Below are 13,606 nucleotides of genomic sequence, written 5' to 3' on the forward strand. Positions count from 1 at the left end.
GGCGCCGATGCGCCTGGCGCCGATGCGCCGGGAGTCGATGTGCCGGGCGCCGGCCGGGCGCGCTGGCTCGCCCTCGGTGCGCTCGGGCTCGCGATGCTCACCATCGGCCTCGACACCACGGTGCTGGTCGTCGCGCTGCCCACCATGGCCGTCGACCTGCATGCGAATACCGCTGCGCTGCAATGGTTCACCACCGCCTACACCCTCGCGCTGGCCGCCGTGATGCTGCCGGCGGGTGCGCTCGGCGACCGCTACGGCCGCAAGAAGTTCCTGCTGGCGGCGCTGGTCGTCTTCGGTGGGGCATCGCTGTGGTGTGCGCTGGCGACCTCGGCGGGGATGTTGATCGCCGCCCGCGCGGTGCTGGGTATCGCGGCTGCCGCGATGATGCCGCTGTCGATGTCGGTGCTGCCCGGCCTGTTCCCGGATCGAACCGAACGACAGCGCGCATTGACGGTCTGGGTCAGCTCCACCGCATTGGGGCTGCCGCTCGGGCCGATCGTGGGTGGCTGGCTGCTGAACCATTTCTGGTGGGGTTCGGTCTTCTTGATCAACGTTCCCCTGGTCGTGGTCGGGCTGATCGCGGTGGCGCTCCTGGTTCCGGAAACCCGCAGCGATTCGGCCTTCCGCATCGATCTGCCCGGCGTGCTGCTCTCGGCCGCGGGCATGCTGGGATGCACCTACGGATTCATCCGCTTCGGCGAACAGGGGTGGGGCGACGGCGCGGCCTGGGCGGCTGTGGTCGCCGGTGCGGCGCTGCTGGCCGGCTTCGTGTGGTGGCAGCGGCGGATCGCGCACCCACTGGTCGACATCGCACTGTTCACCAACCGCGGATTCCGTTGGGGCACCGCGTATTCCGTTTTCGTGAACTTCGCGATGTTCGGCATGTTCTTCACCGTGCCGCAGTACTTCCAGGCGGTGCTCGGTGTCGACTCGCTCGGTAGCGGGCTGCGGTTGCTGCCGCTGATCGGCGGGCTGGTGGTCGGCACGCGCGTGGTCGACAAGCTGCTGCCGAAACTCGGGGCGCGGATCGTGCTCAGCGGTGGCTTCCTGATCCTCGGCGCCGGGCTCGCCATGGGCGCCATGACCCGGGTGAGCAGCGGATACGGCTACACCGCGGCCTGGACCACGATCCTGGGCTTCGCGATGGGCCTGGTCATGCCGGCCGCGATGGGAATGGCGATGGGGCAGCTGGGAGCCGAGCGCGCCGGTTCCGGTTCGGCGCTGCTGCAGGCGCTGCGCCAGGCCGGTGGCACCATCGGCGTGGCGGTGCTGGGCACCGTCCTCGCCACGCAATATCGCTCCGACCTGGGATCCTACAACCACGAGCCGGTGTCGGACGGCGTGAACGCGGGTGTCGCGGTGGCTCGGACCACCGGCAACGCCGACATGCTCGCCCACGTGCAATCGGCCTTCGTCTCCGGGATGGGCGCGATGCTGTGGCTGTGCGCCGGAGTGTGCGTGGTGGCGGCGCTGCTCGCCGCGATCCGGACCCGAAGCGGGGAGCCGGACCCGCACTCCGCGGCCGATGCGGGAGAATCGGTGCATGTCGGCTGAGTCGAAAGCACCCGTTCGGGCCCACTCCGGGGCGACCACGCCGCCCCGGGCGGGCCTGCGCGAACGCAAGAAGCAGCGCACCCGCCGCACCATCCGCGCGGAAGCGATGAAACTGTTTCAGGCACAGGGGTATTCGGCGACCACGATCGAGCAGATCGCCGAGGCCGCCGATATCTCGCCGAGCACCTTTTTCCGCTATTTTCCGTCCAAAGAGCAGGTGGTGCTGGCCGACGACGTCGATCCGATCATGATCCACGCGCTCGAATCCCAGCCGCCGGAGCTGACGCCGCTGGCCGCGTTCCGCCAGGCGATGCGCGACACCTTCGACAATCTGGACCCGCAGGACTGGCAGTTCGAGCAGGACCGCATGAAGCTGATCTACAGCGAGCCCGAGCTGCGCAGCGTGATCATGCAGGAGACCGAACGCAACGTGGATCTGGTCTCCGCGCTGCTCGCCCGCCGAGTCGGCCGCGAACCGAGCGACTTCGAGGTCCGTGCCTTCTCCGGGGCGATGATCGGGGCGATGATGACCGCGTTCGGCCGGGAGGGGCTCGATCTGGACAAGATCGACCGGATCGTGGAATTCATGGAGGCGGGCATGCCGCTGGGGCCGGCGGTCCCCGAACCGGAATCGGGCGACTGACGCCACCTCCGATCAGGACGCGGTCAGCTCGGCTGCCGCGCTGTCGTCGGTCATGCCGGCGAAGAAGCCGCCGATCACGTCCTCGATCTCGGAAATCGACCGCGCGCAATACAGAATCGGCTGGTAATGCGTGATGTCGTAGGTCGCGGTGCCCATGTCGTGAATGTTCAGCGGACGCAGCCGGGCGTGCCGGAACTCCTCGATCTCGCCGAACGAGGACAGCAAACCCGCACCGTAGCAACGCACTTCGCCCTTTTCGCGCACCACACCGAATTCCATGGAGAACCAGAACACGTCGGCCAGGAATTTCAACGCCGCCTCGGTCTCCAGCCGGGACACCGCGGCGCCGGCTTCGGCATAGATCGCGGCGAACCGTGGCGACGCCAATTGATTTGCGTGCCCAATGATTTCGTGAATCGAATCGGGCTCCGGCGTGTACAGCGGAGCGGAATGGTGGCGAATGTACTGGGTGGAGTGGAAAATTCGATCGGCGAACGAGCCGAAGAATTCGCGCAGCGGCACCAGGCCGGCCGCCGGAACGTAGCGAAAACCGGTGAGCGGCACCAGTTTCGCGGTCACCTCGTCCAGTTGCGGAATATGATCGGCAGGCAGGTCCAGTCGCCGGGCGCCCTCGAGCACCTCCGCCGACGCGTACGTCCGATGTTTGCGCGTCAACTCCGCCGACACGATGCGCCAGACCCGCTGCTCCTCCTCGGTGTAGTCGATGCGCGGCAGCGTCTCGCCCTCCCGATACGCCAGCGCCAGCGCGGCGATCGCGTTGCGCCGCGCCCGATACTCCGGATCGTGCACCCCCGGATGCTCGGCACTCAAATGCACCGTGACATCGCCGTCGTTACCCGTGGTAACCGGCGAATACAGCTGACCTTCGGTGAACATGCCTCCAGGCAAGCACCCGCACCCCGATCCGACAACAAACCCCCAGCAAACTGAGCAAATTGCCTAGCTGGAGCCGGTCCTACGGTCGCCGCGCTCCTGGCTCCGATATCGATCCTCAGTCGATACTTCCTCTCGGCACGACCCAGACGTGTGGCTGACGCGTGACCGAGGCGATGTGTTCGAAGTCTTCGTCGTAGTGCAGGATCGTGGCTCCGTGGTACTCGGCGACTGCCGCGGTGAGTAGATCGACGATGCCGGCTGCACGATGTTTTCCCTGTCTGGCGAGCAATAGCTGCACTTCACGAGCCCGGTCGGCGATCGGCTCGGTGACCGGAAGTGTGGTGAATCGCGCCCGGCGACTGTGCGCGATGTTCTGGACGTCTGAAAGATTTCGACCCGAGTAGCCTGCTTCGAGATCGAGCGTGACACACGTTGCGGCCGCACGATCGGCGAGCAGACCGGCGATGACGGTCCGGACGCCGGGGTCGCTCAGACGGGCATATGCGGATGTATCGATCAGGTGCAGACGCAGTGGGATCGGTTCGATCACCGCCGAGCCCCGCGCATGACCTCGGGGTCGCCGATATCGGGACCGACTCCGAAGCCGTAGGGATCGTTCAGAATCTCCTCGACGCGCCGACGACGTTCGGCGACGAACCGGAGCGCCGCGTTGACGGTGTCCTTCTTGGTGGTGGTACCCAGCTCTTTCGCGGCAAGGGTCAAGGCCTCGTCATCCAAGTCGATCATCGTCTTCATATTTACAACGGTATGTCCGCCCCCTTATGACGAGCAATACTGGTTGATGCAACCGTTATTCGGCGCCACCGGCCATGTGGATGGGTGCCCGCGTGCGCCGGCGGCCCGGCCCGACGACGAAAAGGCCGCCCGCATCGAAAGATGCGGGCGGCCTTCGTTTTTCGGACTCTGCGAGTCTGCTACCTCAGGGGCGGGCGAACAGGAGAGCTCGCTTGACCTCCTGGATGGCCTTGGTGACCTCGATGCCGCGGGGGCAGGCGTCGGTGCAGTTGAAGGTGGTGCGGCAGCGCCAGACGCCTTCGACGTCGTTGAGGATGTCGAGACGCTCGCGGGCGCCCTCGTCGCGGCTGTCGAAGATGAAGCGGTGAGCGTTCACGATCGCGGCCGGGCCGAAGTAGCTGCCGTCGCTCCAGTACACGGGGCAGGAGGTGGTGCAGCAGGCGCACAGGATGCACTTGGTGGTGTCATCGAAGCGGTGCCGGTCGGTCTGGGACTGGATGCGCTCACGGGTCGGCGCGTTACCCGAGGTGATCAGGTACGGCTTCACCGCGCGGAACGCGTCGAAGAACGGCTCCATGTTCACCACGAGGTCCTTCTCCACGGGCAGGCCGCGGATCGGCTCGACGGTGACGGTGAGCTCCTTGCCGTTCTTGGGCAGCATGTCGCGCATCAGCACCTTGCACGCCAGCCGGTTCACGCCGTTGATGCGCATGGCGTCGGAGCCACAGACACCGTGCGCGCAGGAGCGGCGGAAGGTGAGCGTGCCGTCCAGGTAGGACTTGATGTAGATGAGCACGTTCAGGAAGCGGTCGGTCGGCAGGACCGGCACCTGGAACGAATCCCAGTGCGCGCCCTTGTCGTCCTCCGGGTTGAACCGGGCGACCTTCACCGTCACCATGGTCGACCCGTCGGGCACGGGGGCCGGCTTCTGCCCGGCCGGGGCTTCGGCTACAGCAGTCATCAGTACTTACGCTCCATCGGCTCGTAACGGGTCTGCACGACCGGCTTGAAGTCGAGCTGGATGTCGGCGATCAGCTCCGCCGGCTTACCGGGCTCGACCTGCTTGTACGCCATGGTGTGGCGCATGAAGTTGACGTCGTCGCGGTCGGGGTAGTCCTCGCGGGCGTGGCCGCCGCGCGATTCCTTGCGGTTGAGCGCGCCCACGACGGTGACCTCGGCCAGCTCCAGCAGGAAGCCGAGCTCGACGGCCTCGAGCAGGTCGCTGTTGTAGCGCTTGCCCTTGTCCTGCACGGTGATGTGCTGGTAGCGCTCCTTGAGCGCGTGGATGTCGGTCAGCGCCTGCTTGAGGGTCTCCTCGGTGCGGAACACCGCGGCGTTGGCGTCCATGGTGACCTGCAGCTCGGTGCGGATGTCGGCGACCCGCTCGTTGCCGTGGTCGCTCAGCAGCAGCGTCAGCCAGTCCTGCACCATCTGCGCCGGGTTCTCCGGCAGCTCGACGAATTCGGTGCGGGCGGCGTACTCCGCGGCGGCGATACCCGAGCGGCGGCCGAACACGTTGATGTCCAGCAGCGAGTTGGTGCCCAGGCGGTTCGAGCCGTGCACCGACACGCAGGCGCACTCACCGGCGGCGTACAGGCCGGGGACCACGTCGGTGTTGTTGCGCAGCACCTCGCCGCGGATGCGGGTCGGGATACCACCCATCACGTAGTGACAGGTCGGCATGACCGGCACCGGCTCCTTCACCGGGTCCACACCCAGGTAGGTGCGGGAGAACTCGGTGATGTCGGGCAGCTTCTCCTCGAGCACGTCTTCGCCGAGGTGGGTCACGTCGATGAAGACGTAGTCCTTGTTCGGACCGCCACCGCGACCCTCGAGGACCTCCTTGACCATCGACCGGGCCACGATGTCGCGCGGCGCGAGGTCCTTGATGGTGGGGGCGTAGCGCTCCATGAAGCGCTCACCGGAGGCGTTGCGCAGGATGCCGCCCTCACCGCGGACGGCCTCGGAGATCAGGATGCCCAGACCGGCCAGGCCCGTCGGATGGAACTGGTGGAACTCCATGTCCTCCAGCGGCAGCCCCTTGCGGAACACGATCGCCATACCGTCACCGGTCAGCGTGTGCGCGTTGGAGGTGGTCTTGTACATCCGGCCGGAACCGCCGGTGGCGAAGATGATCGCCTTGGCGTGGAAGACGTGGATCTCACCGGTGGCCAGCTCGTAGGCGACCACGCCGGTGGCGACCGAACCGCGGTCGGTCTCGCTCATCACCAGGTCGAGGACGTAGAACTCGTTGTAGAACTCCACGTCGTGCTTGACGCAGTTCTGGTAGAGCGTCTGCAGGATCATGTGGCCGGTGCGGTCGGCGGCGTAGCAGGCGCGGCGCACGGGCGCCTTGCCGTGGTCGCGGGTGTGACCGCCGAAGCGACGCTGGTCGATCTTGCCCTCGGGCGTCCGGTTGAACGGCAGGCCCATCTTCTCCAGGTCCAGCACCGCGTCGATGGCCTCCTTGGCCATGATCTCCGCGGCGTCCTGGTCGACCAGGTAGTCACCACCCTTGACGGTGTCGAAGGTGTGCCATTCCCAGTTGTCTTCTTCGACGTTGGCCAGCGCGGCGCACATACCGCCCTGAGCCGCGCCGGTGTGGCTGCGGGTCGGGTACAGCTTGGTCAGCACGGCGGTGCGAGCCCGGGGGCCGGCCTCGATCGCCGCGCGCATCCCCGCGCCACCGGCACCGACGATGACCACGTCGTAGCGGTGTTCCTGAACCGGACGGGATTCACTCATCGCGGAGGCGTTCCTAACTGATGTTGGGGTCGAAGGTGAAGATGACGTAGGTGCCCACGCCCATGATCAGGATCATGGCGACGGCCAGCAGGGTCTTCAGCCAGAAGCGGGTGGAGTCCTTGCGGGAGTAGTCGTCGATGACCGTGCGCAGGCCGTTGCCACCGTGCAGTTGCGCCAGCCACAGCATGGCCAGATCCCAGCACTGCCAGAACGGGCTGGCCCAGCGGCCCGCCACGAAGCCGAAGTTCAGTCGCTTCACACCGCCGTCGAGCATCAGCATGATCGTCATGTGGCCCAGCACCAGCACGATCAGCAGCAGGCCGGAGAAGCGCATGAACAGCCACGCGTACTTCTCGAAGTTGTTGCCGGAGGAGCGGCGCGGGGTGCGCGGCGAGTCGAGGCTGGCGGGCCGGTCGTAGGACTTGCCGAGAACAGGTGCGGTCATATCAGTGCTCCGTCAGCAGGTAGAAGAACTGGCGGCCGACGCCGGCGGCGGAGACCAGAACCCAGATGGTGAGCACGATCCACAGCATCAGGCGCTGGTACTTGGGGCCCTTGGACCAGAAGTCGACGAGGATCACGCGGACGCCGTTGAGCGCGTGGAACAGGACGCAGACGACCAGGCCCATCTCCATGAGGGCCACGACCGGGTTCTTGTAGGTCTCGATGGCCCGGTCGTAGGTGTCCGGGCTGACCCGCACCAGAGCGGTGTCGAGTACGTGGACGAACAGGAAGAAGAAGATCGTGACACCGGTGATCCGGTGCATCGCCCAGGACCACATACCCGGGTCGCCGCGGTACAGGGTCTTCCGCTTCGGCTGAGCCGGAGCTTCCAGTGTGGTCGTCATAGCGTGCGGTGCCTCCAACGTCGTTGATGGACACGCCGGCGAGCCGGCAGTCGGATCCGGTCGCAGCTTCGGCATACGCCGAGCATGTGAATCTGGAGAAACACCAGCTCAACTCGGGCGCTGACATCCGGAGGCGGTGGCCGGCGGTGCGTTGCCAAACCTGGACCGATCTGTGGAGAACTCTAATCCCCGGCGATTCGCGGAACTAATTCGGCGTGCCGTGCGTTGAGCCTCCAAGCGGCGAGTTAGGTTTGCCTTGCCTGACTGTTCGACAGCGTCGCGATGCCATTTCTACGCTGTCATATCAGCCATTCGAGCGGAGGTCCGATATGCCGGAAATTGATTGGGATTCCCTGCGTCACAACGCATTTCGAGTAATGCGTAATGCGTATGCACCGTACTCCGGCTTTCCGGTCGGCGCCGCTGCTCTCACCGCCGGCGGTTCCATTGTGAGCGGCTGCAATGTGGAAAATGTCTCATACGGGCTCGGCGTCTGCGCCGAAACTGTACTCGTCGGTAACTTTTGTTCGTCCGGCGGCGGCCGTTTGCTGGCGGTCGCGGTCTGTGATTCGCACGGGGAAATCCTGATGCCCTGCGGGAGGTGCCGGCAGGTGCTCTACGAGCACGGCGGGCCGGAACTGCTCGTCGACCATCGTGACGGCCCGGTACCCCTGGCGAGGTTGCTGCCGGACGCCTTCGGGCCGGACGATCTGGCCGCCGGCCGGAAATGATGTGAATTTCCGCACCCCGAACGGGATCTGGAAGGCTTTTCGCCATGACCCATACGGCGGTGTCGGTGATCGCGGCCAAGCGCGACGGTGCGGAACTCGACGACGAACAGATCGATTGGGTGGTCGACGCGTTCACTCGCGGCGAGGTCGCCGACGAACAGATGTCGGCCCTGGCGATGGCGATCGTGCTGCGCGGCATGACCCGCCGTGAACTCGCCCGGTGGACGGCCGCGATGATCGCCTCCGGGCAGCGGATGGACTTCACGGACCTGCCCCGGCCGACCGTCGACAAACACTCGACGGGAGGAGTCGGCGACAAGATCACCCTGCCGCTGGCGCCACTGGTGGCCGCGTGTGGCGCGGCGGTCCCGCAGTTGTCGGGCCGCGGCCTGGGTCACACGGGCGGAACCCTGGACAAGCTGGAATCGATTCCGGGCTGGCGAGCCGATCTGGACACCGCGCGGATGCGGTCGATCCTCGCCGACCCGGAAATCGGCGCGGTGATCTGCGCGGCCGGGGCGGATCTGGCGCCGGCCGACAAGCGCCTGTACGCGCTGCGCGATGTGACCGGCACCGTGGAATCGGTTCCGCTCATCGCCAGTTCGATCATGAGCAAGAAGATCGCCGAGGGAACCGGCGCACTCGTCCTGGATGTGAAGGTCGGCAGCGGCGCGTTCATGAAGAATTTCCGCGACGCCACCGAATTGGCCACGGCGATGGTCGAATTGGGGACCGACGCGGGGGTGCGGACGGTCGCGTTGCTCACCGCGATGGACACCCCGCTCGGGCGTACCGCGGGCAATGCGCTCGAGGTCGCCGAAGCGGTGGAGGTTTTGGCCGGGGGCGGCCCGGCGGATGTCGTCGAACTGACGGTGGCGCTGGCGCGAGAGATGGTGGCGCAGGCCGGTATTCGCGATGTCGACCCCGCCGCCGCGCTGGCCGACGGCCGCGCGATGGATCACTGGCGGGCGATGGTCGCGGCGCAGGGCGGCGATCCCGACGCGCCCCTGCCGCGGGCGCGGCACACCGAAACCCTGGTGGCGCAGGAATCGGGCGTCCTCACGCGGCTGGATGCGATGGCCGTGGGGCTCGCCGCCTGGCGGCTCGGTGCCGGACGCGCTCGTCAGGGCGATCCCGTGCAGTTCGGCGCGGGCATCGAGATGCACTGCAAGCCGGGCGATCCGGTCACAGCCGGGAAGCCGCTGTTCACCCTGCACACCGACTCCGAAGCGGCCATACCCACGGCGATCGCGACACTGCGGGCGGGATTCGATATCGGAGCGGTGCCGCCGACCGCGCATCCGCTGATCCTCGGGCGGATCGGGCTCTGAACACAGTCGGTGACCTATCTATTGTGCCAATAACCAACGGCACGTCATTCAGGTTGCTATTCTGTGCTCGCACGACCGCAGAATCCGGCTGGTGAGCACCGCCTGCGTGCGGCGGCATTCGTTGTCACCTAGCGAAGGACGTGTCTCGTGGGTGCTCTCGCTCTCGGACTGATCTTCTTGTTCATCCTGGCCGCCGGCGGATTACGGTCCGTCGAGGTCGGATGCCAGAACACACAGAAATTCCATCTGAAGAACATGTGGCTGTGCGCGGTGGTGTCCTACGCCGTCGCGCTGGCCGGATTCTCGGTCTTCCTCGTGATCTCGACCGTGCTCTCGCACTCGCCGTGGCCGACGTGGGCCGACGTGGAACGGATGCCCTGGTGGGCGCCGTTCGGCGGGCTGATCGGCGGTGTCGCGGTGATCGGCATGATCACCGTGGCCAAATATGTCGGTGTCGCCACCTTCAACGCCGTCGTCATCGTGGCCGAAATGCTGGTCGCGCTGGTGATGGACGACCTGGGCGCGATGGGTTTCGCCGAGCGGCACGCGACGCCGCCACGGCTGCTGGCCGCGGCGCTGATCACCGTGGCGGTGTATCTCATGGCGAGCGATTCCCGGGAGGCGGCGCCCCGGCCACCCGAGTTCGTGCCGGCCGGGGAGGCGGCGCGATGACCACCCGCACCCCCGTTCGGCGGGCGGCCCTCGGCCGCGGGGCGATGATTCTCGTCTTCGTCCTGATGCTCGTCGGCGGCGCCCTGCGCTCGGTCGAGGCCGGATGCCAGAACTCGCTGAAACTCGCCCTGCACAACGTCTTTCTGTGCGGCGTGATCTCGTACGCGGTGGCACTCGCCGGTGTCGGCGCGATATTCGCTGTGACACTGGCGATTTCGCCGCATCAGCCGTGGCCGTCCCGATCGGATCTGAAGGCGATGCCCCGATGGGCTCCCTTCGGCGGGCTCACCGGCGGCGCCGCCATCTTCGCGATGATCACGGTGGCCTCCAGCGTCGGAGTGAGCACCTTCAACGCCCTGATCATCGCCGGTCAGATGCTGCTCGCGGCGGCCATGGACCATTTCGGTGTCATGGGTTTCCCACGCCGGCCGGTCAGCGCGCAGCGGCTGGCGGGCTGTGCGCTGATCGTCGTGGGCGCCTATCTGATGGCCAGGTACTGAGCCGAGTCCGGCTACATGCGGGCGACCGCCGGGCAACGACAGGCCGGCGGGCAGATGCACACCCGGCAAGTTGCCTGCACGGGCCCGCGAATGCGGATAGCGTCGTTACATGACTGGACCGATGCCTTTGACTCTCGCCTCGATCCGCCAGGCCCCCAAGGCCGTGCTGCACGACCATCTCGACGGTGGCCTGCGTCCCGCGACCGTGCTCGAACTGGCCGAGGACTGCGGATACGACCAGCTACCCGCCACCGACGCGCAGGCCCTGGCGCACTGGTTCCGCGAAGCGGCCGACAGCGGATCGCTCGAGCGCTATCTGGAGACCTTCGCGCACACGGTGGCGGTGATGCAGACCCCGGAGGGACTGCGGCGGGTGGCGCGCGAATGCGCACTGGACCTGGCCGCCGACGGGGTGGTGTACGCCGAGGTCCGCTTCGCGCCCGAACAGCATCTCGAACGCGACCTCACCCTCGACGAGGTCGTCGAGCACACCCTGGCCGGCTTTCGCGAGGGCGAGCGGCTGGCCGCCGAAGCCGGCACTCCCATCCGGGTGACCTGCCTGCTCACCGCCATGCGTCACGCCGCCCGCTCGCGCGAGATCGCCGAGCTGACGGTGCGCTTCCGCGACCGCGGGGTCGGCGGATTCGACATCGCCGGAGCCGAGGCGGGCTATCCGCCCTCGCGGCATCTGGACGCCTTCGAATACATGCGCGCCAGCTGCGCGCAGTTCACCATTCACGCCGGGGAGGCGTTCGGACTGCCGTCGATCCACGAGGCGCTGGCGTTCTGCGGCTGCGATCGGCTCGGGCACGGGGTGCGGATCACCGACGACATCTTCGACAGCGACGGCTCCGAGCCCACCCTCGGGCTGGTGGCCAATTACGTTCGCGACAAACGGATTCCGCTCGAGCTGTGTCCCTCGTCCAATGTGCAGACCGGTGCCGTGCCGGCTCTGGACAAGCATCCGTTCGACCTGCTGGCGCGGTTGCGGTTCCGGGTCACCGTCAATACCGACAACCGGCTCATGAGCGATACCGACATGAGCCGGGAAATGCTGAAGCTGGTCGAAACCTTCGGCTACGGCTGGAGCGATCTGGAGCGGTTCACGATCAACGCCATGAAGTCGGCGTTCATCCCGTTCCCCGACCGGCTGCGCATCATCGACGAGGTGATCAAGCCCGGTTACGCAGTGCTGATCGGATGACCACCGCGTCCCTCGGTCGATGACCGCGCCTCGGGAACCGGCTAGCCCTTCTCCAGCCGGTTCTCGAAGGCCTGCTCCAGCGCTCGCCAGCTCTCGGCCTCGGCGGTGAAGGGCGGACTCGGCGCCAGCCGGGTCGGGTCCGGCTCCAGCAGGTAGGAGACGTACCAGCCCAGCGGCGTCGACTTCGCCAGCGCCTGCTCCACCGAGTCGTCACCGACGTAATCGGCTGCGTCGGTGAACAATTCGACCGCCAGATCGAGCTGGTCGATGTCGACCGCCTTGGGTCCCTGGCCCAGGTCGTCGGCCAGGCCCGGCAGCACGTAGACGTTCTCCTCGGTGACCTCGACCTCCAGCGAGCCGTCGACCGCCGCCGTGCGAACCTCGCCATAGGTGCTGACCCGCGCCAGGTCGTGGTCGTGATCGTCGGCCAGGTAGCGAGCCAGTGCGCGCTCGGAGGGGAAGACGGTGATGGTGCCGTCGTGGCCGAGGAACACCGGCTCGTCGTCCAGATAGCAACGCAGGGTGAAGAATTCGCCTTCGGACGTGACGATCTTGACCGGGTCGATGCCGACCTCGTGCCAGAAGGTCTCCTCTTCGTCCTCGTCGTCTTCCTCGTCCTCGTCGAGGTCGACCGGCTCGATATCGTCGTCGTCGGTGTCGGCGACGTCCTCGGCGTCGACGACGTTCTCCTCGGCGGCCAGCAGTTCCGCCTCGGCCACGGCCAGCGCTTCCGGGTCGACCTCCGGCGAAGCCACCACGGAATCGATGGCATCGATGACCCGGTCCCAGTCCTTGGCGATCGCGTTGCCGACCTGGTCCCACAGCTGTTCGCCGTCGCGGCCGACGAATGCGGTCACACCCGCAGGCAGAGCGCCGAGGACGGGATGGGAGCCGAAGAACTTGGTGACCACCTCGAGTTCGCACACCTCGCCGATGGTGCGGACCATCTCGAGGGTCTCTTCCAGTTCGGCGATGGTCTCGGGGTCGGGTTCACCGGCCGCGAGTTCGGGGACGCCGACCAGATCGAAGACGTGCTCCTCCTGGGGTTCGAGCTCGGCGGCGGACAAACCGACGACGACCTTCCAGGACGGATGGTCCACCAGATCGTTGTCGTCGTTGGTCCGGATGAACGCGGCGAGCTCCGCGGGGGAGTCGAATCCGTAGAGCTCGTCCTCGTGACCGAGGAATGCCTCCCACTCGTCGTCACCGTCTCGCCAGCGCGGTGCCCACAGGGTGACCAGATCGCCGTCGGTGAGACCGAGCTCGATCGGGACGATGTCTCCAGAAGCCATGACCGGAAGCCTATCGAGCCGTCGCCTTCGGCACTATTCGGCCCGCCCCCCAACGTTTCCCGATTCGGGCGCGGTGAAGGCGGAATTGAGGGTGGCGACGACCTCCGAGCGCTGCTCTCCCGCATTCTGCGCCGCCTGCTGGCACGCCCAGATGATCAACTGGCCCACTTCGGCCGGAGAATGCGAGGTGACGGCCTCGGACAGGTCCAGGCCGACCAGGGCGCCGTCGCTGTCGACCTCGACGCTCACCGAACCGTCCTCGGCGGTGAACCGGCCGCGCACGTTCTTCAGGTTGTAGAGCGCCGCCTCGAGGGCCTCGAGTTTATTCGTCGCCGCGGCGACGAGGGCATCCATTTCCGCGCTCACAGTGCGTCCTTTCCGGCAGATGCGCTAACGCTCATGCTGTGCTTGACAACCGTATGAACGGGGCGCT

The 13,606-nt window shown here is 66.8% G+C and carries 16 protein-coding genes; 7 read left to right on the forward strand and 9 right to left on the reverse strand.

Features of this window, described 5'->3' with window-relative positions; all coding sequences use genetic code 11:
* Window positions 1-93: 93 nt before the first annotated feature.
* On the forward strand, window positions 94-1,554 hold the full coding sequence (locus tag NE2_RS13940) for an MFS transporter (RefSeq protein ID WP_063026493.1): 1,461 nt from the start codon (window positions 94-96) through the stop codon (window positions 1,552-1,554).
* A complete protein-coding gene (locus tag NE2_RS13945) occupies window positions 1,544-2,197 on the forward strand; it encodes an acyl-CoA-like ligand-binding transcription factor (protein ID WP_063026308.1) in 654 nt (217 codons plus the stop codon). Before NE2_RS13940 ends, NE2_RS13945 begins: the two co-directional genes overlap by 11 nt.
* Before the next feature lie 12 nt (window positions 2,198-2,209).
* On the opposite strand, the gene NE2_RS13950 is transcribed toward NE2_RS13945, so the two are convergent.
* The 7 genes from NE2_RS13950 to sdhC form a co-directional block, all read right to left on the reverse strand.
* Entirely contained in the window at window positions 2,210-3,094 is an 885-nt protein-coding gene (locus tag NE2_RS13950) for a phenylalanine 4-monooxygenase (protein ID WP_063026309.1), read from the reverse strand.
* Window positions 3,095-3,209: 115 nt separating this feature from the next.
* A complete protein-coding gene (locus NE2_RS13955; protein WP_063026310.1) occupies window positions 3,210-3,644 on the reverse strand; it encodes a PIN domain nuclease in 435 nt (144 codons plus the stop codon).
* The gene (locus NE2_RS37535) at window positions 3,641-3,850 is read right to left on the reverse strand and encodes a type II toxin-antitoxin system VapB family antitoxin (RefSeq protein ID WP_039776673.1); all 210 of its coding nucleotides are present in this window, start codon (window positions 3,848-3,850) and stop codon (window positions 3,641-3,643) included. The genes NE2_RS13955 and NE2_RS37535 overlap by 4 nt, the downstream gene beginning before the upstream one ends.
* 184 nt (window positions 3,851-4,034) lie before the next feature.
* Entirely contained in the window at window positions 4,035-4,811 is a 777-nt protein-coding gene (locus tag NE2_RS13965) for a succinate dehydrogenase iron-sulfur subunit (RefSeq protein WP_036498394.1), read from the reverse strand.
* Window positions 4,811-6,595: a succinate dehydrogenase flavoprotein subunit gene (gene sdhA, locus NE2_RS13970; RefSeq protein WP_030513571.1), complete on the reverse strand. Its 1,785-nt coding sequence runs from the start codon at window positions 6,593-6,595 to the stop codon at window positions 4,811-4,813. Before sdhA ends, NE2_RS13965 begins: the two co-directional genes overlap by 1 nt.
* A gap of 13 nt (window positions 6,596-6,608) precedes the next feature.
* Window positions 6,609-7,040 (reverse strand): succinate dehydrogenase hydrophobic membrane anchor subunit, encoded by a 432-nt coding sequence (locus NE2_RS13975; RefSeq protein ID WP_030513572.1) that lies wholly within the window; start codon window positions 7,038-7,040, stop codon window positions 6,609-6,611.
* Between the two features lies 1 nt (window position 7,041).
* Complete coding sequence (gene sdhC, locus NE2_RS13980; protein ID WP_051024341.1) at window positions 7,042-7,443, reverse strand: succinate dehydrogenase, cytochrome b556 subunit; 402 nt, start codon at window positions 7,441-7,443, stop codon at window positions 7,042-7,044.
* Window positions 7,444-7,772: 329 nt separating this feature from the next.
* Between sdhC and NE2_RS13985 the strand changes: the two genes are divergently transcribed.
* The 5 genes from NE2_RS13985 to NE2_RS14005 all read left to right on the forward strand — a co-directional run bounded on the left by NE2_RS13985 (window position 7,773) and on the right by NE2_RS14005 (window position 11,881).
* Window positions 7,773-8,174, forward strand: coding sequence for a cytidine deaminase (locus NE2_RS13985; RefSeq protein WP_030513574.1), 402 nt, complete (start codon window positions 7,773-7,775; stop codon window positions 8,172-8,174).
* Window positions 8,175-8,218: 44 nt separating this feature from the next.
* Entirely contained in the window at window positions 8,219-9,505 is a 1,287-nt protein-coding gene (locus NE2_RS13990) for a thymidine phosphorylase (protein ID WP_063026311.1), read from the forward strand.
* A gap of 147 nt (window positions 9,506-9,652) precedes the next feature.
* Complete coding sequence (locus NE2_RS13995) at window positions 9,653-10,177, forward strand: DMT family transporter (RefSeq protein WP_063026312.1); 525 nt, start codon at window positions 9,653-9,655, stop codon at window positions 10,175-10,177.
* Window positions 10,174-10,677, forward strand: a complete 504-nt coding sequence (locus NE2_RS14000) for a DMT family transporter (protein ID WP_063026313.1) — start codon at window positions 10,174-10,176, stop codon at window positions 10,675-10,677. Before NE2_RS13995 ends, NE2_RS14000 begins: the two co-directional genes overlap by 4 nt.
* Before the next feature lie 109 nt (window positions 10,678-10,786).
* Window positions 10,787-11,881, forward strand: a complete 1,095-nt coding sequence (locus NE2_RS14005; protein WP_063026314.1) for an adenosine deaminase — start codon at window positions 10,787-10,789, stop codon at window positions 11,879-11,881.
* 41 nt (window positions 11,882-11,922) lie between these two features.
* On the opposite strand, the gene NE2_RS14010 is transcribed toward NE2_RS14005, so the two are convergent.
* Both NE2_RS14010 and NE2_RS14015 read right to left on the reverse strand, forming a co-directional pair.
* Complete coding sequence (locus NE2_RS14010) at window positions 11,923-13,173, reverse strand: SatS C-terminal domain-containing protein (RefSeq protein WP_063026315.1); 1,251 nt, start codon at window positions 13,171-13,173, stop codon at window positions 11,923-11,925.
* A 33-nt stretch (window positions 13,174-13,206) separates the two neighbouring features.
* Window positions 13,207-13,539, reverse strand: coding sequence for a YbaB/EbfC family nucleoid-associated protein (locus NE2_RS14015; protein ID WP_030513580.1), 333 nt, complete (start codon window positions 13,537-13,539; stop codon window positions 13,207-13,209).
* Window positions 13,540-13,606 lie beyond the last annotated feature (67 nt).

This window comes from Nocardia elegans NBRC 108235 (assembly GCF_001612845.1).
Lineage (GTDB): Bacteria > Actinomycetota > Actinomycetes > Mycobacteriales > Mycobacteriaceae > Nocardia > Nocardia nova.

Coding starts and splice junctions, on each gene's coding strand:
- NE2_RS13940 (WP_063026493.1), top strand. CDS start 94: ATGCTCACCATCGGCCTCGACACCACGGTGCTGGTCGTCGCGCTGCCC.
- NE2_RS13945 (WP_063026308.1), top strand. CDS start 1,544: ATGTCGGCTGAGTCGAAAGCACCCGTTCGGGCCCACTCCGGGGCGACC.
- NE2_RS13950 (WP_063026309.1), bottom strand. CDS start 3,094: ATGTTCACCGAAGGTCAGCTGTATTCGCCGGTTACCACGGGTAACGAC.
- NE2_RS37535 (WP_039776673.1), bottom strand. CDS start 3,850: ATGAAGACGATGATCGACTTGGATGACGAGGCCTTGACCCTTGCCGCG.
- NE2_RS13965 (WP_036498394.1), bottom strand. CDS start 4,811: ATGACTGCTGTAGCCGAAGCCCCGGCCGGGCAGAAGCCGGCCCCCGTG.
- sdhA (WP_030513571.1), bottom strand. CDS start 6,595: ATGAGTGAATCCCGTCCGGTTCAGGAACACCGCTACGACGTGGTCATC.
- NE2_RS13975 (WP_030513572.1), bottom strand. CDS start 7,040: ATGACCGCACCTGTTCTCGGCAAGTCCTACGACCGGCCCGCCAGCCTC.
- sdhC (WP_051024341.1), bottom strand. CDS start 7,443: ATGACGACCACACTGGAAGCTCCGGCTCAGCCGAAGCGGAAGACCCTG.
- NE2_RS13985 (WP_030513574.1), top strand. CDS start 7,773: ATGCCGGAAATTGATTGGGATTCCCTGCGTCACAACGCATTTCGAGTA.
- NE2_RS13990 (WP_063026311.1), top strand. CDS start 8,219: ATGACCCATACGGCGGTGTCGGTGATCGCGGCCAAGCGCGACGGTGCG.
- NE2_RS14000 (WP_063026313.1), top strand. CDS start 10,174: ATGACCACCCGCACCCCCGTTCGGCGGGCGGCCCTCGGCCGCGGGGCG.
- NE2_RS14005 (WP_063026314.1), top strand. CDS start 10,787: ATGACTGGACCGATGCCTTTGACTCTCGCCTCGATCCGCCAGGCCCCC.
- NE2_RS14010 (WP_063026315.1), bottom strand. CDS start 13,173: ATGGCTTCTGGAGACATCGTCCCGATCGAGCTCGGTCTCACCGACGGC.